Origin of the sequence: Streptomyces sp. MNU76, assembly GCF_020982545.1 — a bacterium.
Taxonomy (GTDB): domain Bacteria; phylum Actinomycetota; class Actinomycetes; order Streptomycetales; family Streptomycetaceae; genus Streptomyces.
In genome coordinates, this window is the sequence record NZ_JAJKLK010000019.1 from 763,233 (window position 1) to 784,673 (window position 21,441).

26 protein-coding genes and 2 pseudogenes are annotated in these 21,441 nt (G+C 70.2%); 21 read left to right on the forward strand and 7 right to left on the reverse strand.

Features of this window, described 5'->3' with window-relative positions:
* Positions 1 to 165: 165 nt before the first annotated feature.
* Genes E4N62_RS29925 through E4N62_RS29930 form a run of 3 tightly spaced genes read left to right on the forward strand, consistent with a single transcriptional unit; the run spans position 166 to position 4,268 of the window.
* Positions 166 to 2,505 (forward strand): glycosyl hydrolase 115 family protein, encoded by a 2,340-nt coding sequence (locus E4N62_RS29925; RefSeq protein ID WP_374117081.1) that lies wholly within the window; start codon positions 166 to 168, stop codon positions 2,503 to 2,505.
* A 28-nt stretch (positions 2,506 to 2,533) separates the two neighbouring features.
* The gene (locus E4N62_RS49735) at positions 2,534 to 3,133 is read left to right on the forward strand and encodes a hypothetical protein (protein WP_374117082.1); all 600 of its coding nucleotides are present in this window, start codon (positions 2,534 to 2,536) and stop codon (positions 3,131 to 3,133) included.
* 55 nt (positions 3,134 to 3,188) lie between these two features.
* On the forward strand, positions 3,189 to 4,268 hold the full coding sequence (locus E4N62_RS29930; protein ID WP_230219558.1) for an endo-1,4-beta-xylanase: 1,080 nt from the start codon (positions 3,189 to 3,191) through the stop codon (positions 4,266 to 4,268).
* A 12-nt stretch (positions 4,269 to 4,280) separates the two neighbouring features.
* On the opposite strand, the gene E4N62_RS29935 is transcribed toward E4N62_RS29930, so the two are convergent.
* The 3 genes and pseudogenes from E4N62_RS29935 to E4N62_RS29945 form a co-directional block, all read right to left on the reverse strand.
* Positions 4,281 to 4,880, reverse strand: a complete 600-nt coding sequence (locus E4N62_RS29935) for a Uma2 family endonuclease (protein ID WP_230219560.1) — start codon at positions 4,878 to 4,880, stop codon at positions 4,281 to 4,283.
* Positions 4,881 to 5,141: 261 nt separating this feature from the next.
* Positions 5,142 to 6,033, reverse strand: a pseudogene (locus E4N62_RS49740) (helix-turn-helix domain-containing protein).
* A gap of 140 nt (positions 6,034 to 6,173) precedes the next feature.
* Entirely contained in the window at positions 6,174 to 6,674 is a 501-nt protein-coding gene (locus E4N62_RS29945; RefSeq protein ID WP_230219564.1) for an ATP-binding protein, read from the reverse strand.
* A gap of 63 nt (positions 6,675 to 6,737) precedes the next feature.
* On the opposite strand from E4N62_RS29945, the gene E4N62_RS29950 reads away from it, so the two are divergent.
* A complete protein-coding gene (locus tag E4N62_RS29950) occupies positions 6,738 to 6,947 on the forward strand; it encodes a DUF397 domain-containing protein (RefSeq protein WP_230219566.1) in 210 nt (69 codons plus the stop codon).
* On the opposite strand, the gene E4N62_RS29955 is transcribed toward E4N62_RS29950, so the two are convergent.
* Together E4N62_RS29955 and E4N62_RS29960 are read right to left on the reverse strand one after the other, a co-directional pair.
* Positions 6,887 to 7,339 carry a PIN domain nuclease gene (locus E4N62_RS29955; RefSeq protein WP_230219567.1) on the reverse strand — a complete coding sequence of 151 codons (453 nt, stop codon included), beginning with the start codon at positions 7,337 to 7,339 and terminating at the stop codon, positions 6,887 to 6,889. The two genes, E4N62_RS29950 and E4N62_RS29955, sit on opposite strands and share 61 nt — an antisense overlap.
* Entirely contained in the window at positions 7,336 to 7,554 is a 219-nt protein-coding gene (locus tag E4N62_RS29960) for a DUF2191 domain-containing protein (protein ID WP_230219568.1), read from the reverse strand. The genes E4N62_RS29955 and E4N62_RS29960 overlap by 4 nt, the downstream gene beginning before the upstream one ends.
* Before the next feature lie 164 nt (positions 7,555 to 7,718).
* On the opposite strand from E4N62_RS29960, the gene E4N62_RS29965 reads away from it, so the two are divergent.
* On the forward strand, positions 7,719 to 8,546 hold the full coding sequence (locus E4N62_RS29965; protein ID WP_230219569.1) for a hypothetical protein: 828 nt from the start codon (positions 7,719 to 7,721) through the stop codon (positions 8,544 to 8,546).
* Positions 8,547 to 8,557: 11 nt separating this feature from the next.
* Here E4N62_RS29965 and E4N62_RS29970 read toward each other — a convergent pair.
* Positions 8,558 to 11,347 (reverse strand): annotated as a pseudogene (locus E4N62_RS29970) (poly(A) polymerase).
* A gap of 19 nt (positions 11,348 to 11,366) precedes the next feature.
* Positions 11,367 to 13,040, reverse strand: a complete 1,674-nt coding sequence (locus tag E4N62_RS29975) for an RNA ligase family protein (RefSeq protein WP_230219571.1) — start codon at positions 13,038 to 13,040, stop codon at positions 11,367 to 11,369.
* A gap of 107 nt (positions 13,041 to 13,147) precedes the next feature.
* Here E4N62_RS29975 and E4N62_RS29980 point away from each other — a divergent pair, with 107 nt between their 5' ends.
* From E4N62_RS29980 to rplE, 16 genes are all read left to right on the forward strand, one after another.
* The gene (locus E4N62_RS29980) at positions 13,148 to 13,864 is read left to right on the forward strand and encodes a YoaK family protein (RefSeq protein ID WP_230219573.1); all 717 of its coding nucleotides are present in this window, start codon (positions 13,148 to 13,150) and stop codon (positions 13,862 to 13,864) included.
* A gap of 33 nt (positions 13,865 to 13,897) precedes the next feature.
* Positions 13,898 to 14,152, forward strand: a complete 255-nt coding sequence (locus tag E4N62_RS29985) for a hypothetical protein (RefSeq protein WP_230219575.1) — start codon at positions 13,898 to 13,900, stop codon at positions 14,150 to 14,152.
* Between the two features lie 408 nt (positions 14,153 to 14,560).
* Entirely contained in the window at positions 14,561 to 14,869 is a 309-nt protein-coding gene (gene rpsJ, locus E4N62_RS29990; protein WP_003948644.1) for a 30S ribosomal protein S10, read from the forward strand.
* Between the two features lie 17 nt (positions 14,870 to 14,886).
* Positions 14,887 to 15,531 (forward strand): 50S ribosomal protein L3, encoded by a 645-nt coding sequence (rplC, locus tag E4N62_RS29995; protein ID WP_005481233.1) that lies wholly within the window; start codon positions 14,887 to 14,889, stop codon positions 15,529 to 15,531.
* A gap of 7 nt (positions 15,532 to 15,538) precedes the next feature.
* A complete protein-coding gene (gene rplD / locus E4N62_RS30000) occupies positions 15,539 to 16,195 on the forward strand; it encodes a 50S ribosomal protein L4 (RefSeq protein ID WP_230219577.1) in 657 nt (218 codons plus the stop codon).
* On the forward strand, positions 16,195 to 16,614 hold the full coding sequence (gene rplW / locus E4N62_RS30005; protein WP_230219579.1) for a 50S ribosomal protein L23: 420 nt from the start codon (positions 16,195 to 16,197) through the stop codon (positions 16,612 to 16,614). The genes rplD and rplW overlap by 1 nt, the downstream gene beginning before the upstream one ends.
* A 38-nt stretch (positions 16,615 to 16,652) precedes the next feature.
* The gene (gene rplB, locus E4N62_RS30010) at positions 16,653 to 17,489 is read left to right on the forward strand and encodes a 50S ribosomal protein L2 (protein WP_230219581.1); all 837 of its coding nucleotides are present in this window, start codon (positions 16,653 to 16,655) and stop codon (positions 17,487 to 17,489) included.
* A 12-nt stretch (positions 17,490 to 17,501) separates the two neighbouring features.
* Positions 17,502 to 17,783, forward strand: a complete 282-nt coding sequence (gene rpsS / locus E4N62_RS30015; protein ID WP_033528345.1) for a 30S ribosomal protein S19 — start codon at positions 17,502 to 17,504, stop codon at positions 17,781 to 17,783.
* A gap of 42 nt (positions 17,784 to 17,825) precedes the next feature.
* Entirely contained in the window at positions 17,826 to 18,173 is a 348-nt protein-coding gene (gene rplV, locus E4N62_RS30020) for a 50S ribosomal protein L22 (RefSeq protein ID WP_184904641.1), read from the forward strand.
* Positions 18,173 to 19,012: a 30S ribosomal protein S3 gene (gene rpsC / locus E4N62_RS30025; protein WP_230219583.1), complete on the forward strand. Its 840-nt coding sequence runs from the start codon at positions 18,173 to 18,175 to the stop codon at positions 19,010 to 19,012. Before rplV ends, rpsC begins: the two co-directional genes overlap by 1 nt.
* A gap of 5 nt (positions 19,013 to 19,017) precedes the next feature.
* On the forward strand, positions 19,018 to 19,437 hold the full coding sequence (rplP, locus tag E4N62_RS30030; RefSeq protein WP_004927269.1) for a 50S ribosomal protein L16: 420 nt from the start codon (positions 19,018 to 19,020) through the stop codon (positions 19,435 to 19,437).
* Positions 19,437 to 19,661: a 50S ribosomal protein L29 gene (gene rpmC / locus E4N62_RS30035; RefSeq protein WP_005481220.1), complete on the forward strand. Its 225-nt coding sequence runs from the start codon at positions 19,437 to 19,439 to the stop codon at positions 19,659 to 19,661. Before rplP ends, rpmC begins: the two co-directional genes overlap by 1 nt.
* Entirely contained in the window at positions 19,661 to 19,948 is a 288-nt protein-coding gene (rpsQ, locus tag E4N62_RS30040; RefSeq protein WP_013001413.1) for a 30S ribosomal protein S17, read from the forward strand. Before rpmC ends, rpsQ begins: the two co-directional genes overlap by 1 nt.
* 240 nt (positions 19,949 to 20,188) lie before the next feature.
* A complete protein-coding gene (rplN, locus tag E4N62_RS30045; protein WP_003998823.1) occupies positions 20,189 to 20,557 on the forward strand; it encodes a 50S ribosomal protein L14 in 369 nt (122 codons plus the stop codon).
* Between the two features lie 2 nt (positions 20,558 to 20,559).
* Complete coding sequence (gene rplX, locus E4N62_RS30050) at positions 20,560 to 20,883, forward strand: 50S ribosomal protein L24 (protein WP_184904637.1); 324 nt, start codon at positions 20,560 to 20,562, stop codon at positions 20,881 to 20,883.
* Positions 20,883 to 21,440, forward strand: a complete 558-nt coding sequence (rplE, locus tag E4N62_RS30055) for a 50S ribosomal protein L5 (protein WP_020135807.1) — start codon at positions 20,883 to 20,885, stop codon at positions 21,438 to 21,440. Before rplX ends, rplE begins: the two co-directional genes overlap by 1 nt.
* Position 21,441 lies beyond the last annotated feature (1 nt).

The window sequence follows — 21,441 nt, forward strand, 5'->3', positions numbered from 1 at the left end:
CCGGGGACGTCAGCCGTAGGAGCGTTCTGGGGGCGGGCGCGGGTCTCGCCGCGGTGCCGACGTTGCCGGGGACCGCGTGGGCCGGGGAGAGTCCGGCGACGGGGGCGCCCGGGGAGGGCGGGGGCGCGCGTGTCACCGATTCGGGCGTGTACCTCGTTCTCGCCCGTGCCCGGCGGATTCCCGCTGGTCGGTGCCCCGGTCGTGGTCAGTTCCGAGGATCACCCCGGGGTCGTGCGGGTCGCGGGGGACCTGCGGGACGACATCGAGCGGGTGACGGGGGTCCGGCCGGGGAGCGAGGTCGCGCGGGAGATGGTCCTGGTGGGGACCATCGGGCGCAGTCCCCTGATCGACGGGCTGATCGACGCCGGAAAGCTGGACGTCGACGGGGTGCGGGGGAAGTGGGAGACCTCGCTGCAGACGGTCGTCGAGCGGCCGATGCCCGGGGTGCGGCGGGCCTTCGTCATCGCGGGCAGCGACCAGCGCGGCACGATCTTCGGGGCGTACGACGTCTCGTACGGGCTCGGCGTCTCGCCCTGGTACTGGTGGGACGACGTGCCGTCGGTCCGGCATGCGGCGGTGTACGTGAGGCCGGGCCGCTTCAGTCAGGGGACGCCGGCCGTGAAGTACCGGGGCGTCTTCATCAACGACGAGAACCCGGCGCTCGGGACGTGGGCGCCGGCGTACTTCGGGCCAGGGAAGGCGCCGGGGCACCCCGGGGGCTTCACCGCGGACTTCTGGGCCAAGGTCTTCGAGGCGCTGCTGCGGCTCAAGGGCAACTATGTCTGGCCGGCGGTGTGGGGGCGGGCCTTCGCCGAGGACGACCCGGAGAACCACGCGCGGGCGACGGAGTACGGGATTGTCATGGGCACGTCTCATGAGGCGCCCATGATGCGGGGGATCGAGGAGTGGAACCGCCATGCGGTACCGGCCGTGCGGGACAGCGCGGGCAATGTCGTCACCCCCGGGCGGGACCCCTACGGGGGCACCGGGGAGTGGTCGTACCGGCGCAACGCCGAGGCCGTCCGGGCGTACTGGCGCGACGGCATCCGGCGCATGGTGGACCAGGGCTTCGAGGGCGTCGTCACGCTGGGGATGCGGGGGAACGGCGACACGAGCCTGCCCGACGGTGACGGCATCGAGCTGATGCAGGAGATCATCGCGGCGCAGCGCGGGATCATCGAGGAGGAGACGGGGCGTCCGGCCTCGGAGACCCCGCAGGTGTGGACCCTCTACAAGGAGGTCCAGCGCTACTGGGACCGGGGGCTGCGGGCGCCCGACGACGTGACCGTGGTCCTCACGGACGACAACTGGGGGAACATCCGCAAGCATCCGGACCCCGGGGACCCCGTACGGCCCGGGGGCTACGGGCTGTACTACCACTTCGACTACGTCGGGGTCGGGCGCAACTACAAGTGGGTCGACACCGCCAACCTGGTGAACCTCTGGGAGCAGCTCCACGAGGCGGACGCCTACGGCAACCACGGCCTGTGGGTGGCGAACGTCGGCGACCTGAAGGGCAACGAGCTGCCGACCGAGTTCTTCCTCGACTACGCCTGGAATCCCGGGCGTTGGGGCCTGGAGGACCTGGGGGAGTGGGAGCGGGGCTTCGCGCGGCTGCACTTCGGGGAGGAGGCGGCGGCCGAGATCGCCGAGGTGCTGAGCACGTACGGACAGCTCCAGGGGCGCCGCAAGCCCGAGCTGCTGAACCGGCGGATCACGGTCGCCGAGGGCACCACCGAGGTGGTCTACGACGACCAGGAGACACCCTTCTACTTCGGCCACCGCGAGCTGGAGCGGGTCACGGACGAGTGGCGGGCCCTGGCGAGACGGGCCGAGCGGGTCGGCAGACGGCTTCCGGAGGGCCTGCGGGACGCGTGGTTCGAGCTGGTCGGGTACGAGGTGGCGGCCACCGCGAACCTGTACGAGCTGCGGGAGGCCGAGTTCCGCAACCTGCTGTACGCGGGGCAGGGGCGGGCGGCGACGAATCGTATGGCGGCCGAGGCGGAGGCGGGTCTGGAGCGGGACTTCGCGCTGGCCGATCGCTTCAACACCGAGGTCGCGGGCGGGAAGTGGCGGGGCTTCCAGACCCAGCCGCACATCGGGTACGGGGACGTGGAGCGCTACGGCCCGAACGCCGGATGGCAGCAGCCGGAGAAGGACCATGTGGCGCTGCCGGACGAGATCTTCCCCAAGGTGCGGCGGATCGAGGTGCCGGAGGCGGGTGGGTTGGGGGTGGCAGTGGACGGTTCCGAGGACGCGGGGGAGTGGTGGCCGGGATCGGTGGCGGAGGCCGTCCTTCCGGTGTTCAGCCCGTACCAGACCAGGCCCCAGCAGTACGTGGAGATCTTCAACCGGGGGCGTACGCCCTTCTCGTACCGGATCGAGTCGTCGGTGCCGTGGCTGGTGGTGGAGCGGTCGCGGGGGCGGGTCGAGGAGCAGGTGCGGGTGGCGGTGCGGGTGGACTGGGGGCGGGTGCCGGGCGGGCGGCGCGTGGAGGGGCGTTGACGGTGAGCGGGGCGGGGCCTCGGTCACGGTGAGGGCCGTCGCGGAGAAGCCGTCGGCTCGGGAGGCACGGGCGCTGCGGGGCTTCGTCGAGGCGGGCGGCTACGTGGCGATCGACGCGGAGCACTACGCGCGGGCGGTGGGGTCGGCCGACGGGCGCGTGCGCTGGCGCCGGATCGAGCGGATCGGACGTACGGGGGCGGGGGTGACGCCGTGGCCCGTGACGGCGCCCCGGCAGACGCCGGGCGGGGCCGGGCCGCGGCTGGAGTACGAGGTGAGTCTTCTGTCGGCCGTGGAGGAGGTGGCGGTCCGGGCGTATCTCTCGCCGAGGAATCCGGCGCTTCCGACGGGTGGCCTGCGGTACGGGGTGTCGTTCGACGGTGGGGAACCCCAGGTCGTCGACATCAACGCCGTCACCGGGGCCGACGACGGACTCATGAACAAGCAGTGGGCGCGCAACACCTCGGACAACGTCAACGTGACGGTGACCCGGCACGCGATCTCCGGGCCCGGGGTGCACCGGCTGACGTTCTGGATGGTCGACCCGACGGTCGTGCTGCAGCGCCTGGTGATCGACACGGGTGGGTTGACGCCGACGTATCTGGGGCCGCTGGAGAGCCGCCGCATCTGAGTTCTGAGTCCGAGTTCTGAGTTCCGAGTTCTGAGGTCTGAGAAGGGACCTGGAGATGACGTACATGAACCGGTTTCGCATGCCCGCGCTCGGGGTGGTCGCCGGGGCGCTGCTGTCCACGGTGGTGGCCGTGCCGCCGGCCTCGGCGCACGGATCTCATGCCGGGCCGTCGTTGAGGGCGCTCGCCGACCGCGCCGGCGTACGCGTCGGCACGGCCGTCGACATGGCGGCCCTCGCGGACGACCGGACGTACCGCCGGACGACGATCCGTGAGTTCAACTCGGTGACCGCCGAGAACGTCATGAAGTGGGAGTCGGTTGAGCCGCAGCGGGGTGTGTACGACTGGAAGGCCGCCGACGACCTGGTCCGTTTCGCGCGGGCGAACGGGCAGGTGGTGCGCGGGCACACCCTGGTCTGGCACAGCCAGCTGCCGGGCTGGCTGACGGCCGGGGTGGAGGACGGATCGATCGGCGCGACGGAGTTGCGCGGCATCCTCAGGAAGCACATCACCACCGAGGTGAAGCGGTACAAGGGGAAGATCCAGCAGTGGGACGTGGTCAACGAGGTCTTCGAGGAGGACGGCAGCCTGCGGAACTCGATCTGGCTGCGTGAGCTGGGCCCGTCGTACATCGCGGACGCGTTCCGCTGGGCGCACGCCGCCGACCCGAAGGCGAAGCTCTTCCTCAACGACTACAACGTGGAGGGCGTCAACGCGAAGTCCACGGCGTACTACGAACTGGCGAAGCGGTTGCGCGCGGAGGGCGTACCGGTGCAGGGCTTCGGCGCACAGGGGCACCTCGCGATCCAGTACGGCTTCCCGGGTCAGGTCGCGGAGAACCTGGCCCGCTTCGAGGCGCTGGGGATGCGGACGGCGTTCACGGAGGTGGACGTGCGGATGATCCTGCCGGTGGACGAGGCCAAGCAGGCCACCCAGGCGGAGTACTACCGCCGCCTGCTGGACGCCTGTCTGGGCGCCCGGAGCTGCGGGTCCTTCACCGTGTGGGGCTTCACTGACAAGTACTCCTGGGTGCCGGGCGTCTTCGAGGGCGAAGGCTCGGCCACGCCGATGGACGAGGAGTACGGGCGGAAGCCGGCGTACGGGGCGCTGCGGGAGGGGCTGGCGGCGGGGAGGTGACCGGCGTCGCCCTCAGCCCTGGTCCGGGTAGCGGGGCAGGTTCTCCGTGGAGATGGTCCAGTCGGCGATGGTGACGTCCTCGCCGTAGACGAAGTCCTTGCGGGTGGCGTAGCGCGGGCCGTCCGGGGTGGCGTGGATGTCGGTGAGGACGGCGCCGGTGCCGGTGCGGGGGTCGAAGACGGCGTAGACGGGGATGCCGAGCAGGGGGTAGTCGCGCATCTTGCCGACCCAGTCGTTGTCGGGGTTGGAGCGCGAGACGACCTCGATCGCGGCGACGAGTGTCCGGGGGTCGATGGAGCCCGGGACATTGAGATCGTCCCAGGCGATCACCATGACATCGGGGTGGCGCATGATGCCTTCCGGCTCGTCCTCCACGTCGGGCGTGCCGTTGTGGGCCAGCAACTCCTCCGGCATGAGTTTCTCCAGACGGCGGCTGACATGTGCTGCCGTCACTTCGTGAGGTCCTCCCGGAGACATCATGTCGTGGACGATCCCTTCCTTGGTGATCTCGAATTTGCCGGGGAGGGCGTCGTCCATCGACTGAACGAAGTCCCGCATGGTTCGGTAGACGTGGGGGGCGCCGTGCTGCGCGTCGTCCGGGGCGATGGTCATGGCGCTCGCTCCTCGTCTGGGCCCGTGGGCAAGGATCGTCACGTTCATGCTAGGGCGTGTTTCGGAAGTCCCTTCTGCTCTGCGACGCCCGGCACGCTCCCCCGGTCTCGGCTGGCGCTCGACCGGGAGGTACCCCCACCGCCGCACCGGACGAAAGGCCAAGTACACCCAGTACGAGGCCTTTCGTCCGGCGCGCCGAGAGCACGCACCGGACGCCGCAGAGCCGCCCTTCGGGCGACGAAGGGACTTCCGAAACACGCCCTAGGTGACCTCCATGAGGTTGGGCCTGGGGTCGGGCCCGCAGTCGCGGCAGCGGCTCCCTTTCGGGCCCCGGAAGCCACGGTCACAGCCGTCGCAGTTCGTCATGCCGTAGTGGACGAGTGACGGTGACGCCGGGGCGCGGAACGGTGGCAGGGGCGGCAGCTGCGCGATGAGCCGGTGGGCCAGGAACGCGGCCGGGCGGTGGAGGGGCTCGTTCGGGAGGTCGTCGGTCAGGGCGTGGCGTACGGCGGTGGGGGTGAGGTCGCGCTCCAGCCAGGCGGCGACGCCCGGGGCGAGGTGCGCGGCGTCGCAGGCGGAGAGCAGCAGCCGGGGGTCCGTGCGGCGCAGGTCGGCGAGGAGATCGGTGGCGGTCTGGAGGAGGGTGGGGAGCGGTAGGCGGGTTGAGGGACGGCGGGGAGGGGCTTGCGGGGGCCTTCTGCTTCGGGTCCTGGCGGTCCTTCCGGGGCGCGTGCGCCGGGCGTGCGGGCTCGCCATCCGCGTGACTGCGGCCGGGCTGGTTGCAGGAGGTCGTACGGGTGACGATCCGGCCGCCGGGCGTGCGTACGCGCTCCCGGCGCAGGTAGCCGTGGTCCTGCAACTCGTTCAGCGCTGCGGCGATCCGGGTCGCGCCCTCCTTGAAGCGGGCCGCGAGGCTCTTGATGTCGACGCGGGCGCCCTTCGGCAGCGACTGGATGTGCGTCGCCAGCCCGATCGCGAGCAGCGACAGCTCCGGGTGCTGGGCGAGGTGGTTGCCGATCACCGTGAAGCGGGTGGTGTGGCGGGTGTGGTCGTGGATCAGGCCGCCGCCGGAGGGGTTCTGCCGGTTGGGTTGCCTGTTGTCGGCAAGCCCGGCGTGGGCGCGCGAGGGCGCGCTAAGGTGCTGGGTATCCATCGGGAAGCTGTTCTCTTCCTTGGTGGTCAGGCCCTCGCACTGGGATTGCCGTCCCGGCGGGGGCCGTCGTCTGTCTGCGGTTGTGTTGCGCCGAGCGTAGGGCAGGTGACCGCTCCCGAATCCAGCCGAGTGGGCGATGTTCACCCGCGAGGGTGAGGCGGCCTGCTGAGCGGGAGGAGGGGTGGGGTTTGGTGGGGTTCTTTCTCTCCCGGGGTTCTTGGGGAAAGACCGTCCGCGGCACCGAAGCACACGAAATTGGGTTCCGGTTCCGGTGGTGTTCGCAGGGTGACCTCGGCCCAGACGGTCTTGCGCGGCGGCCTTCCCGGTGCGGTGCCCCAGCGGTCGGCGAGTGCCTCGACGAGGAGGAGGCCTCGGCCGGACTCGGCGTCGGGGGAGGGGTGTGGGGCTCGTGGGAGCCGTTCGCGGCACGTGTCCGTCACCTCGACGCGGAGGGTGACACCGATGACGTACATCGTCAGGTCGAAGTCGCGGCCCCGAACCCTTCTGTGCGTCGCCGCGTTGGCCGCCAGCTCGGCGACGATGTGGTCCGCCGGGTGCAAGGGCAGCCCCCACGCGCGCAGTAGCTCGGTGGCGAGGAGACGGGCCAGGCGGGCTCCGCGTGGCGTTGGTGACAGGCGCACGCTGAAGTTGCGGACGGGGCTGACGAGTTCGGTGTCGGGGGCGACGGTTTCCGTTGGAGAGACATGATGCGCAAGACCTCCGCCAGGGACGCCTCTGAACTGGCGTGGTTCAAGAGCAGCTACAGCAGTGGAACCGACGGCGAGTCCTGCGTCGAGATCGCCACCACCCCCGGCACCGTCCACATCTGCGACTCCAAGGACATACGCCTCCCTCAGCTCGCGCTCACGTCGTCCGCCTGGGCGGACTTCGTGTCGTACGCGGCCGGGAGCTGACCGCGTACGGCGGAAAGGCCGGGCCTGACCTTGGCGATCGCGGCGAAGTCGTCATCGACGTGGAGCAGGGTCAGGCGGTGATGCTCGGCGGTGAGGGCGATCAGGATGTCGATCGGTGAGGGCCCTCTGTGGTGGCCGATCTGCAACAGATCCCGCTGCACGGCGATGATCTTCGGCCATGGGTCGTCGATGACCGGTACCCAGGCGAAGGTCTGGCCGATCATGGTGAAGAAGGGCTCGTGGTCGCGGTCCGCGCGCAGGCCGGGCATCAGTTCCGATTCGACCGGAGGGCAGATGGCCACCAGGCCGCGCGCCACGCGACCGGGCCAGGGCGCGCTGAGCTGACCGCGCAGGAGCCGCCAGACGGCGGAGGTGTCGGCAAGGTAGGTCACAACCCTGCTTGCTCCCTGGCTTCGAGGACGCCGAAGTCGAGGAAGTCGTCGGCGTTCGCCTGGAGCCAGCGCAGCGCGCGGGCTCGGTCGTCGGCGCTGATCGCCGCTGCTATGGCCAAGGCCCGGTTGATGGTGTCCCGTTTGGTCTTGGTGCCCAGCTGCTGCTGAGCGAAGGTCAGCATGTCGTCGTCGAGGTCGACCAGGGTCCTGGACATGGGGCCTCCCGCGCGAGTCGTATATACAGTCTCCGATCGTATATCAACCGGGCTGGGGCGGTGGTGGCTCGGCATCCCTCGCAGATCGGTCTCCTGGAATCGCCGCAAGATCACTCTTGGTACTCTGCCGCCTCCCGTACGGACATCCATTCGAAGAGGTGTGAATGAAGACAGGCAGACGAACCGTCGCGGTGGCCACGCTCGTGGGGGCGCTCGGGCTCTCGGTGCTGAACGCGCCGGCGGCTCAGGCGGCGGACACCGGTATCACCGTGTCGGACATCGTCATCAACAAGGGCAAGCCGATCGTGGTGGGCACGACGAAGGAAGTGGCGCCGCCGATCTCCTTCAACATTGCCCTGCCGGCCGGGCAGAGCACCGCGAGGCCCTCCGGGTACACCGCGCACCCCTTCATCTACCGCGGTGGCATGAGCAAGGCCGTCGACACCGGCGACGGCTACATCGGGCCGGGTATCTACACCTGTTTCGAGATCGACGCCAAGCGCGCCCGCTGCGAGGGCGAGTTCCACATCGACCCGCACTGGAGCCGGAAGCAGGTCGACACCAACGCGGCCGCCACGACCTGGAAGACCGCCGTCGCGCTGCGCCTGTGGAAGTCCAACGGCGGTCTCAAGACCGAGGAGTACGAGACCCGGTCCCAGACCGTGCAGCTCAAGCGCGCGGCCAAGGCGACCGTCAACGCCACCCCCGAGCCGGTCACCAAGGGCAAGAAGATCACCGTCACGGGCAAGCTGACCCGGGCGAACTGGAGCACGAAGAAGTACGACGGCTACGGCGGCCGTACCGTGAGCCTCCAGTTCAAGGCCAAGGGCACCGACACCTTCAAGACGGTGAAGAAGGCCACCACCAGCAGCACGGGGACGCTGAAGACCACGGTCACGGCCTCCGCCGACGGCTCGTACCGCTGGGTCTACTACGGCAACTCGACGACCGGCGTCGCCACCAGCGCGTCGGACTACGTCGACGTCCTCTGACCCTCTCCGTCTCAGTACAGGGTCGGTACCTCGCCGCCCTCCGCCCGCGTCAGCGTGACTCCCGCCAGACCGCGTAGCCGGCGTTCCGCCACGGCGGTCAGCGCGGCGGCGGTCGGCGGGGTCTGCCCAGGCCGATGGCGTAGCGGGCGGGGCCGGGGTGAAGGGCGGGGCCAGGCGTGGCAGTCGGGGGCCAGTTCGGCGAGGTCCGTGATCAGGGCCCGCATCCTGCCGCGTACCCGTCCCCGGTCCTCGTCCGCACCCCCCTCCACCGTCACGATCGCCCAGGCGGCGTGGCGGCGGTGGAGTGGCGGAGGGGTGAGGAGGTCGGACAGGGGGCTCCCCTCTTCCAGCAACTCCCAAGCGCGGAACAGCTCTTGTGTCATCAGGTCTCGCATGCCTGCCGTGACCTGGTCCGTGCAGGAACGAACCGGGGCGGACGGGGTCGCGACCGTGAGGGGCCCGGCGGGAACTCCGTCCAGCTCTCCCACCGGCTCGCGCCAGTCCCACGCCGCCCACGTCGCGAAGAAGTGCCGGAGGAGGTCGGCCGGTGGCAGATCGGCCGACCGCGCTGCCGTGCGGGCCGATAGCACCGACCACGCCAGGCCCGGGAGCCCGCCGAACGGCGCCGAGTCCAGGCCCCTCGCCCTCGCCCATGCCTTGACCTGCCTGGCCAGCCCGGCGAAGGCCGCACCACGGTCGCCCACCGACGCGAGCACCGCCTCCGCGTCGCTCACCGCGCTGAGCGCGCTCGCCGCCGCCTCACCCAGCTCGGCCCGCCGCTCCACCGCCTCCGCCGGATCCATCACCCCCGTGGCCACGACCGCCAGATCCACATCCAGCCCGTCGAGCCGCAGCCGTACGCCGGGGACGCGTGCGCCGATCACCTCGCGTACGTCGCCGACCGCAACGCCCGTCATCGCGGCCAACTTCGCCTGTACGGCGGCCAGTTCGACCGTTCCCGGCAGGGCCGCCACCAGGTCCAGGTCCGCGCCCGGCAGCGCGCAGCCCATGCGCCGGGAGCCGACCACGTGCACGACGCCGTCCGGGAGTGCCTCCGTGAGGAGGCGGGCGATCCGGTCCTCCACCTCGTCCCCGCCGACCTCGGCCACCTCCTCCGATGCCCGTTCCTCCGCCCACCGCACCTCTCCCGTCCCCAGGCCCACCGTCCCGCGCACCCGCATGGGCTCGTCCCCGCGCCGCGACAGCAGCGCCAGTTCGCCGACCCGCGCCCGCACGGGGGTCAGCCGGGCCTCGCAGGCCTTGGCCAGGGTGTTCGGGTCGGTGGTGCGGCCCAGGCTGAGGTGCGGGGCGAAGCCCTCGCGGCGGCCGCGACAGTGCGGGAAGTGGCGTACGAGGGTGCTGTGCAGGTCGGCCCACGGGCCCTCGCCGGCCGCCGCCGGATCCAGCCACACCGTCGCGTCATCGCGATGCCCGAACCAGTGCACACCCTCCAGCCGGGCTTCGAACGGCGAGGTCGCGGCCGTCGCGAGCAGCGCGGCCGCCTCCTCGAAGGTGTGCTCCGGTACGAAGCCGAAGAGGACGTTCACATGCGGGGGCCAGCGGTCGATCTGCGGGTCGTGGCCGCGGCGGACGGCCTGGATCGGGGGCCACAGCTCCTCGGGCGGCAGCCACGCCAGCGCCGTACGGGCCGTCGGCCGTGCGTCGAGGCGGGCGACGTCGGCGTCCGGGGCCTCGGGTGCCACCTCCACCCGTACGCCGTAGTGGTCCGAGACGTACAGCCCCTCCGGCGTGGGCGAGTCCCCGTACAGCCGTGCCGAGCGCACCCCCACACCCGTGCCGCGCAGCAGTACCCGGTCCAGCCGGGACGCCCGCCCCGACAGGGACGAGACGGCGGCCAGCGGATTGGCGCCCGGGTCGAAGGTCGGGGTCGTGTCGGCGGGGCCGTGCGTCTCGCTCCAGGCGTCCCGCATGCCGAGGGTCAGCTGAGGGGTGTCGCCGCCGTCGTTGAAGTCGCCGAGGAGCAGCAGATCGGTGTCCAGGGTCGCGAACCCCTCGGCCAGCCGGGCCAGTTCGGCGGCGCGGCGGCCCGCGCCGTCGGTGGAGTGGTCACTGCTCAGATGTGTCCCCGCCACGACGAGGGGGCGTGCGCCCGCTTCCACGACCACGGCGGTCACCGCCTTGTGCGGGCCCAGCGCGTGGAACGCGGCCTCGCGGACCGGCAGCCGGCTCAGCAGGAGCAGACCGCACTCGTCCACGTCCCGCCCGCGCGGATCCGACCCCAGGGTCCAGCCGTCCCGTACCCAGGGCTCGCGCAACAGCATGGCCAGCAGCTCCGCCTCGACCTCCTGCAACGCGATCACGTCCACGTCGGCCTCACGCAACGCCCGCAGCAGCAGCGGCCTGCGCCGGGCGCTGTCGATGAGGTCGGCGTCGTAGCGGTCCCAGAGGGTGTTCCAGGTCAGTACGCGTACGCCCCCGAGGCCGGGCGACGACGGCGAGGCCCCGCCCGGTGTACGAGCTGTGGGCGCCCACCCCTCCCCGTCCCACACGTACGGCGTGCGCGCCGTGAAGAACGGCGCCCGCAGCAGACGCGCCTCCCGTACGCGCCCCGCGTCCGTCGCGTCGATCCGGTCCGTCCCCGTGGCCCGGTCCCAGACCAGCTCGCCGTCCGCTTCGAAGAACAGCACCCGGTGCCACGGGATCTCGCCGCCGGGCACGAACGCGGGCAGCGGGACCCGCTTGGGGTCGGCGTTCCGCTGGAGCACGCCGAGCACGAAGCGGGCCGGGTCGAAGCGCGCGTCCCAGCGCACCCGGTGGTAGATCTCCTCGCTCGTCCGCACGGTTCCTCGGACCTCTCCCTCAGATCTCGTCCTCTATGGTCCCGCTCGCACCGATGTACCAGGTGCGGTGGGCGTCGCCCGGATACGGCGGGGTGAAGCGGCGCAGCTGGGCCGTGAGCACGTCCGGCGGCACGGGGTGCTCGCGGCGGCCGTTGCGGCGGACCAGCGCGTCCTCGTCGACCAGGGCCACGGCGTGGGTGATCAGGGCGTTGCGGCGGTGGGCGACCGCGTGCACCAGTGAGCGCTGCTGATGGGTGAGGGAGGTGGCGTCCCACACCGTCGTCCCGCCGGCGGCGAGCGCCGCGTCCAGCCGGTCGAGCCCGGCGCGCAGCACCTCGGCGTTGGCCCGCTGGTCGGCGCGTGCGCCGCGCGCGGCGCGCAGGTCGTCCAGCGATACATACGTGTCCACGCCCGCGAGCCCCCGCGCGAACGTGCTCTTGCCGCTGCCCGCCGGGCCGACCAGCTGGATCAGCCTGGGGAAGGCCCCCGACCGCCACCGCCAGGTGGCCGCGACGGCCTCCGCCGCGTCTCCCACGCGTCCCCGCGCATACGCCTCCCGGGCCTCCGCCCGGCACCGGACCGCCGCATCCGGCGTCAGCTCCGCGAACGCCTCCGCCAGGGCCGGCTCGTCGAGGCCCCGTACCTCCTCGGCGTGCAGTGCCGACCACTCCACCTGCTCGCGCGCCTCGTCCGTCGCAGCCGTGGCGCGGGCGACCGCGTGCAACAGACCGAGATCGGCGGCCAGGGAGAGCCGGGCCAGGCCCGTGCGGCGGTCCTCGTCGGGATACGGCCGGTGCAGCGCGGGGTGCAGCCCCACCAGGTCGGCGACCCGGCGCGCGAGCGGCATCCCCACGAGACCCGCCAACCGGGCGGCCCCCCGGGCCCGCCGACCGCCCGTGCCGTGCGCGTGCAGCAGCGTGGCCAGCACCCCGGCGAGCCGCTCGTCCCCGGTCCGCCCCTCCGGGTCGAAGCGGGCCACCGCCTCCCGGTCCCCCTCGCCCGGCAGCCCGACGGCCTCCGCCAGCGCGTCGGCGTCCATGGGCGCGCCGGAGCGCACGGCCCACAGCGGCGCCCGCGCCCCCAGCCCGTTCTCCACCACGGCCGCGTGCATCCAGTGGGTGTCCGTCCGCACATGCCCGGCCCGCACCCACTTGGCGACGCGCGCGCCGAACTCGTCCGCGGCGAAACCGTCCACGACGCGGACGACGTATCCCTCCTGCCGCCCGAGGTCCAGCCGCAGCGCGCGCAGCGCCCTCTCGTCGAACACGCCCCGCCACAGCACGCGCGGCACGGGAACCCCGAGTCCGCGCAGAAACGCCACCGTCCGGTCCCAGCCCAGGCAGCGCCCGTCCGCGTCCCACACCGAGAAGCCGTAGAAGAAGCTGTCCAGGTCGTCGTACGCGAGGGAGTGGCGCGCGAACATGTTCTCGCCGCACACCCGCCAGCCCGCCGGGACCGCGTGGCCGACACGGGCCTGGAGCGCCTTGACCCAGGTACGGGAGGGGTGGTGCGCGGAGTCGAGCGAGCGGGCGTGCAGGCCGTCGGCGTAGAGCGTGGTGTTCTCGCCGTCGAGTTTCTCCGTCACGACGACCTCGCGGCCGCGCAGGCCCGACAGGTCGGTGACCCGCAGGTCGTCGGCGGTCGCGCCGGGGGACCAGGGCAGATGCCTGGTCCGCGGATAGTGCGTGCGCATGATGGACGTTCCCCCGTGACAGCCCCCGTGAGCCGACTTACCTGATCAGCGTAGGAGTGCGGCTCGCGGGCGGGCGAGCGGATTACGCGCGGCCTAGGGTCGCGGGTATGAAGCCCAGAGCGGGTGTCGGGCTGACCTCGATCATGGTGGTGCTGACGGTGACGACCGGTGTGATCGAGGCCGTCAGCTTCCTGGTCCTCGGCCCCGTGTTCACCGCCGTGCAGACCGGCAACCTCCTCTTCCTCTCCTTCGCGCTCACCGGTGCGGCCGGGCTCTCCCCGGCGGCGGCGGGCGTCTCGTTCGCCGGCTTCACGGTCGGCGCGGTGCTCGGGGCCAGGTTCGAGTCGATCGTGGACGCCCGAGGCCGGCGCTGGTTCCCGCCCGCGCTGATCGGCGAGGCGCTGCTGCTGGGGCTCGGCGGAGTGGTCGCCTGGCGCACGGGCCTCGACGCGCCGGGCGCCTCGGCGAACGGTCCGCACTTCGCCGTGGTCGCGCTGGTCGCCGGGGCCATGGGCGTGCGCAACGTCACCACCCTGCGGGTGCGGGTCGCGGACCTGCCCACCACCGTGTCCACGCGCGCCCTGACCGCGCTCCTCGGCGGACTGCCCCTGCTCTCCGACACCCGCATCGGCTCGGGGGCCACGAACGAGGGCCGCCGCCTCGCCTCGGTCGGCGCCATGTTCACCGGCGGCCTTTTGGGCGCCTGGCTCCTCCACGAGGAGGTGCGCCCGGCGGCGGTCCTGCTGGTCCCTGCCGTCCTGGCCCTGGCCCTGGGCATGGTGTTCTGGCTGACGCCCCGGGAGCGCACCTCGGAAACCGGCTGAGCCGGAGGTACGACATGGGCGATCATGGCGCCCATGAGTCATTTAGCAATGCGCATGACAGGCTTGGCGACGATCCTGGCCGCCGTCTCCCTCGCCTTCTGGCTGGTGTTCGGCGCTCCCCGCGACTGGGACGGGGGCATGCGGTTCCTGCGACTGGCTCTGGGACTGGGGTGCCTGGGGGTGATCAGGGGAGGGGCCAAGCTGGTGTTCCCCGACACGGGGGACGACACCGACCCGGGCGAGGCCCCCGACCGCCCTCAGGGCGACGGCCGCGGCACCCGGGTTTGACCTGTGTCACTCTCGGGGTAATCTCTCCGGCTCGATTGGCGGAGGCGCTGCGCCGTATGGCAGACTAGCGGGGTTGCTCGGTCGAGTGTTGATGCTGCGCGCCTCCCGCCGGGAGGACCGGAAGCGAGTCCCACAGTACTCGTCGCCCCAACTGCCTTACGGCAGCGCTGGAGCGGACGTACGGGAATCTTTCGGGAAGCAAGGTGCGGCGCCGACCAGGCACCCGGTGGGCCTCCGCCCCCGGCCCGCGGTACCGGAAGGGCCGCGTTTCCCAAGACTGGGGATGCTCGAACAAGGGGCATCTGTGTCAGCGGGAGCGCGACACGCCCGACCGCGTGGGTCGGAGGAGCGGGTGACGGAACACCGGGTTCCAGAGCGTTAAACGAGACAAAGGACTACTGAGTAGCCATGGCGGGACAGAAGATCCGCATCCGGCTCAAGGCCTACGACCACGAGGTCATCGACTCCTCGGCGAAGAAGATCGTCGAGACGGTGACCCGCACTGGTGCGTCGGTCGCGGGCCCGGTGCCGCTGCCCACTGAGAAGAACGTGTACTGCGTCATCAAGTCGCCGCACAAGTACAAGGACTCGCGCGAGCACTTCGAGATGCGCACGCACAAGCGCCTGATCGACATCCTCGACCCGACGCCCAAGACCGTTGACTCTCTGATGCGACTCGACCTCCCGGCCGGTGTCGACATCGAGATCAAGCTCTGAGGGTCGGTGATCTGAGAATGGCTAAGCAGATCAAGGGCATCCTGGGCGAGAAGCTCGGCATGACGCAGGTGTGGGACGAGAACAACCGTGTTGTTCCGGTCACCGTCGTCAAGGCCGGCCCCAACGTCGTGACCCAGGTCCGTACGAACGATGTCGACGGCTACGAGTCGGTCCAGATCGCCTTCGGCGAGATCGACCCGCGCAAGGTGAACAAGCCCCTCAAGGGTCACTTCGCCAAGGCCGACGTCACCCCCCGCCGCCACCTCGTCGAGATCCGCACCGCGGACGCCTCCGAGTACACGCTGGGCCAGGAGATCTCCGCCGAGGTCTTCGAGGCCGGCGTCAAGGTGGACGTGACCGGCAAGAGCAAGGGCAAGGGCTTCGCCGGTGTCATGAAGCGTCACAACTTCAAGGGCCTCGGCGCCGGACACGGCACCCAGCGCAAGCACCGCTCCCCCGGCTCCATCGGTGGCTGCGCCACCCCCGGCCGTGTGTTCAAGGGCCTCCGCATGGCGGGTCGCATGGGCAACGAGCGGGTCACCACCCAGAACCTGACCGTCCACGCCGTTGACGCGGAGAAGGGTCTGCTGCTCATCAAGGGCGCGGTTCCCGGTCCGAACGGCGGCCTCGTCCTGGTCCGCACCGCGGCCAAGGGGGCCTGAGGTACCGATGAGCACTGTTGACATCCTTTCGCCTGCCGGCGAGAAGACCGGAAGCGTCGAACTCCCCGCGGAGATCTTCGGCGTGGAGAAGGTCAGCATCCCGCTGATCCACCAGGTCGTCGTCGCGCAGAACGCGGCTGCCCGTCAGGGCACGCACAAGACCAAGACCCGCGGCGAAGTCCGTGGTGGCGGTAAGAAGCCTTACCGGCAGAAGGGCACCGGCCGCGCCCGTCAGGGCTCGACCCGCGCGCCGCAGTTCGCCGGTGGTGGCGTCGTCCACGGCCCGCAGCCGCGTGACTACTCGCAGCGGACCCCGAAGAAGATGAAGGCCGCGGCCCTGCGCCACGCCCTCACCGACCGGGCCCGCCACAACCGCATCCACGTCGTCTCCGGCGTGATCGAGGGCGAGAACCCGTCCACGAAGGCCGCCAAGTCGCTGTTCGGCAAGATCTCGGAGCGCAAGAACCTGCTCCTGGTCGTCGAGCGTGCCGACGAGGCCGCGTGGCTCTCCGCCCGCAACCTGCCCCAGGTCCACATCCTGGAGCCGGGCCAGCTGAACACGTACGACGTGATCGTCTCGGACGACGTGGTCTTCACCCAGGCCGCTCTCGAGTCCTTCGTCGCCGGCCCGAAGGCCAACGACACCGAAGGGACTGAGGTCTGATGGCCATCCGTCACCCCTCCATCGCCTCCAAGGCGGCCAAGGCCGCCAAGGCCGCGCGCGTCGCCAAGGCGCGTCGCCACGCCACCGAGGGCAAGAACACCGTCATCACCGCGCCCAGCAAGGCGTTCACGGACCCCCGTGACGTGCTGCTGAAGCCGGTCGTGTCGGAGAAGAGCTACGCGCTCCTCGACGAGGGCAAGTACACGTTCATCGTCGCCCCCGACGCCAACAAGACCCAGATCAAGCAGGCCGTCCAGGCGGTCTTCTCGGTCAAGGTCACGGGCGTGAACACGCTCAACCGCCAGGGCAAGCGCAAGCGGACCCGCACCGGTTTCGGCCAGCGTGCCGGCTCCAAGCGCGCGATCGTGACCCTTGCCGAGGGCGACCGTATCGACATCTTCGGCGGTCCGACCGCGTAAGCGGGTCGGATCGTCCGATATCGGACGAGGACTGAGAAATGGGAATCCGCAAGTACAAGCCGACTACGCCGGGCCGTCGTGGCTCCAGCGTCGCCGACTTCGTCGAGATCACGCGGTCCACGCCGGAGAAGTCGCTGGTTCGCCCCCTGCACAGCAAGGGCGGCCGTAACAATTCCGGTCGTGTGACCGTTCGCCACCAGGGTGGCGGACACAAGCGCGCCTACCGAGTGATCGACTTCCGTCGTCACGACAAGGACGGCGTGCCGGCGAAGGTCGCGCACATCGAGTACGACCCCAACCGCACCGCGCGTATCGCGCTGCTGCACTACGCCGACGGCGAGAAGCGCTACATCCTCGCCCCGCGCAACCTGCAGCAGGGTGACCGCGTGGAGAACGGTCCCGGGGCCGACATCAAGCCGGGCAACAACCTGGCCCTCCGCAACATCCCGGTCGGTACCACGATCCACGCGATCGAGCTCCGTCCCGGTGGCGGTGCCAAGTTCGCCCGCTCCGCCGGTGCCTCCGTGCAGCTGCTCGCGAAGGAGGGCGCCTACGCCCACCTCCGCATGCCGTCCGGTGAGATCCGCCTGGTCGACGTGCGCTGCCGCGCCACCGTCGGCGAGGTCGGCAACGCCGAGCAGAGCAACATCAACTGGGGCAAGGCCGGCCGCAAGCGCTGGCTGGGCGTCCGCCCGACCGTTCGCGGTGTGGCGATGAACCCGGTTGACCACCCCCACGGTGGTGGTGAGGGCAAGACCTCCGGTGGTCGCCACCCGGTCAGCCCCTGGGGTCAGAAGGAGGGTCGTACTCGTTCGCCGAAGAAGGCTTCGAACAAGTACATCGTCCGCCGCCGCAAGACGAACAAGAAGCGCTAGGAGCGGGTTCAGATGCCGCGCAGTCTCAAGAAGGGGCCCTTCGTCGACGACCACCTGATCAAGAAGGTGGACGCCCAGAACGAAGCCGGCACCAAGAACGTCATCAAGACCTGGTCCCGTCGCTCGATGATCATCCCGGCCATGCTCGGCCACACGATCGCGGTGCACAACGGCAAGACCCACATTCCGGTGTTCGTCACCGAGTCGATGGTCGGCCACAAGCTCGGCGAGTTCTCGCCGACGCGCACCTTCCGGGGTCACGTCAAGGACGACCGGAAGTCGAAGCGCCGCTAACGCGGGGTGGAATCGACCATGACAGACACTGGAAGGACAACCATGGAAGCCAGGGCCCAGGCGCGGTACATCCGCGTCACGCCCATGAAGGCCCGCCGCGTGGTGGACCTCATCCGTGGCCTCGACGCCACGGAGGCTCAGGCGGTCCTGCGTTTCGCCCCGCAGGCCGCGAGCGTGCCGGTCGGCAAGGTGCTGGACAGCGCCATCGCCAACGCCGCGCACAACTACGACCACACGGACGCCTCCTCGCTGTTCATCAGCGAGGCGTACGTCGACGAGGGCCCGACCCTGAAGCGGTTCCGTCCGCGTGCGCAGGGCCGTGCCTACCGGATCCGCAAGCGGACCAGCCACATCACCGTGGTCGTCAGCAGCAAGGAAGGAACCCGGTAATGGGCCAGAAGGTAAACCCGCATGGGTTCCGGCTCGGTGTCACGACCGACTTCAAGTCGCGTTGGTACGCCGACAAGCTGTACAAGGACTACGTCAAGGAAGACGTCGCCATCCGTCGGATGATGACGTCCGGCATGGAGCGCGCCGGCATCTCCAAGGTCGAGATCGAGCGCACCCGTGACCGCGTCCGTGTGGACATCCACACCGCGCGTCCGGGCATCGTCATCGGCCGCCGTGGCGCCGAGGCCGACCGCATCCGCGGTGACCTCGAGAAGCTCACGGGCAAGCAGGTCCAGCTGAACATCCTCGAGGTCAAGAACCCCGAGACGGACGCTCAGCTCGTGGCCCAGGCCGTCGCCGAGCAGCTCTCCTCCCGCGTCTCCTTCCGCCGCGCCATGCGTAAGAGCATGCAGTCGGCGATGAAGGCCGGCGCCAAGGGCATCAAGATCCAGTGCGGTGGCCGCCTCGGTGGCGCCGAGATGTCCCGCTCGGAGTTCTACCGCGAGGGCCGTGTGCCCCTGCACACGCTCCGCGCGAACGTGGACTACGGCTTCTTCGAGGCCAAGACGACCTTCGGCCGCATCGGTGTGAAGGTCTGGATCTACAAGGGCGACGTCAAGAACATCGCCGAGGTCCGCGCCGAGAACGCCGCTGCCCGTGCCGGCAACCGCCCGGCTCGTGGTGGCGCTGACCGCCCGGCCCGTGGTGGCCGCGGTGGCGAGCGTGGCGGGCGCGGTCGTAAGCCGCAGCAGGCTGCCGGCGCCGAGGCCCCCAAGACTGAGTCTTCGGGCGCCGCTGCCGCGTCGGCTCCGGCTGAGAGCACCGGAACGGAGGCCTGAGGGACATGCTGATCCCCCGTAGGGTCAAGCACCGCAAGCAGCACCACCCGAAGCGCCGTGGTCAGGCCAAGGGTGGTACGACGGTCGCGTTCGGCGAGTACGGCATCCAGGCCCTCACGCCGGCGTACGTGACCAACCGCCAGATCGAGGCGGCTCGTATCGCGATGACCCGCCACATCAAGCGTGGTGGCAAGGTCTGGATCAACATCTACCCGGACCGCCCGCTCACGAAGAAGCCCGCCGAGACCCGCATGGGTTCCGGTAAGGGTTCGCCGGAGTGGTGGATCGCGAACGTGCACCCGGGCCGGGTCATGTTCGAGCTGTCCTACCCCAACGAGAAGATCGCCCGTGAGGCCCTGACTCGCGCCGCCCACAAGCTGCCGATGAAGTGCCGGATCGTCAAGCGCGAGGCAGGTGAAGCGTGATGTCGGCCGGTACCAAGGCGTCCGAGCTGCGCGAACTGGGTGACGAGGAGCTTCTCAACAAGCTCCGCGAAGCCAAGGAAGAGCTGTTCAACCTCCGCTTCCAGGCGGCGACCGGTCAGCTCGAGAACCACGGTCGGCTCAAGGCCGTCCGCAAGGACATCGCGCGGATCTACACCCTGATGCGTGAGCGCGAGCTGGGCATCGAGACGGTGGAGAGCGCCTGATGAGCGAGAGCAACGTGACTGAGACGAACACCGAGGCTCGCGGATTCCGCAAGACCCGTGAGGGCATCGTCGTCAGCGACAAGATGGACAAGACCGTCGTCGTCGCCGTCGAGGACCGCAAGAAGCACGCCCTGTACGGCAAGGTCATCCGCAGCACGAGCAAGCTCAAGGCCCACGACGAGCAGAACGCCGCCGGCGTCGGCGACCGCGTCCTCCTGATGGAGACCCGGCCGCTGTCCGCCACGAAGCACTGGCGCGTCGTCGAGATCCTCGAGAAGGCCAAGTAGTCCCTGCGGGGCTGACCCGCATCAGGCTCGCCGCCCGGCGGGAGGTCCGTGAAACGACGTACGGACGTCTCGCCGGAAGCCGGCCGGGCTGCGTGAAGCACGCGCGCGAGCAGCGTGGGTGTTCTCCGCAGCCCGCCGGGCGGCCCAAGTAATTCCTGCGGGGCAATCCTCGCAGGGCGGTTCCGCCAGGCTCTCCGGTTCAACCCCCGGAGGGAACCGGCAGACAATCAGGAGATAGACGTGATCCAGCAGGAGTCGCGACTGCGTGTCGCCGACAACACTGGTGCGAAGGAGATCCTTTGCATCCGTGTGCTCGGTGGCTCCGGTCGCCGCTACGCGGGCATCGGTGACGTCATCGTCGCCACCGTCAAGGACGCGATCCCCGGTGGCAACGTGAAGAAGGGTGACGTCGTCAAGGCGGTCATCGTTCGCACCGTCAAGGAGCGCCGCCGTCCGGACGGCTCGTACATCCGCTTCGACGAGAACGCCGCCGTCATTCTGAAGAACGACGGCGACCCTCGCGGCACCCGTATCTTCGGCCCGGTCGGCCGTGAGCTGCGCGAGAAGAAGTTCATGAAGATCATCTCGCTCGCGCCGGAGGTGCTGTAAGCATGAAGATCAAGAAGGGCGACCTGGTCCAGGTCATCACCGGTAAGGACAAGGGCAAGCAGGGCAAGGTCATCGCGGCCTTCCCCCGCGAGGACCGCGTCCTGGTCGAGGGTGTCAACCGGGTCAAGAAGCACACCAAGGCCGGGCCGACCGCTCGCGGTTCGCAGGCCGGCGGGATCATCACCACCGAGGCCCCGATCCACGTCTCCAACGTCCAGCTGGTCGTGGAGAAGGACGGCAAGAAGGTCGTGACCCGCGTCGGTTACCGCTTCGACGACGAGGGCAACAAGGTTCGCGTTGCCAAGCGGACGGGTGAGGACATCTGATGGCTACCACCACCACTCCGCGTCTCAAGACGAAGTACCGCGAGGAGATCGCGGGCAAGCTGCGTGACGAGTTCAAGTACGAGAACGTCATGCAGATCCCCGGCCTCGTCAAGATCGTGGTCAACATGGGTGTGGGCGACGCCGCCCGCGACTCCAAGCTGATCGAGGGCGCCATCCGCGACCTCACCACGATCACCGGTCAGAAGCCGGCCGTCACCAAGGCCCGCAAGTCCATCGCGCAGTTCAAGCTGCGTGAGGGCCAGCCGATCGGTGCCCACGTCACGCTCCGTGGCGACCGCATGTGGGAGTTCCTGGACCGCACCCTGTCGCTCGCGCTGCCGCGCATCCGCGACTTCCGTGGTCTGTCCCCCAAGCAGTTCGACGGCCGTGGCAACTACACCTTCGGTCTCACCGAGCAGGTCATGTTCCACGAGATCGACCAGGACAAGATCGACCGTACCCGGGGCATGGACATCACCGTGGTGACCACGGCGACCAACGACGCTGAGGGCCGCGCGCTCCTTCGTCACCTCGGCTTCCCCTTCAAGGAGGCGTGAG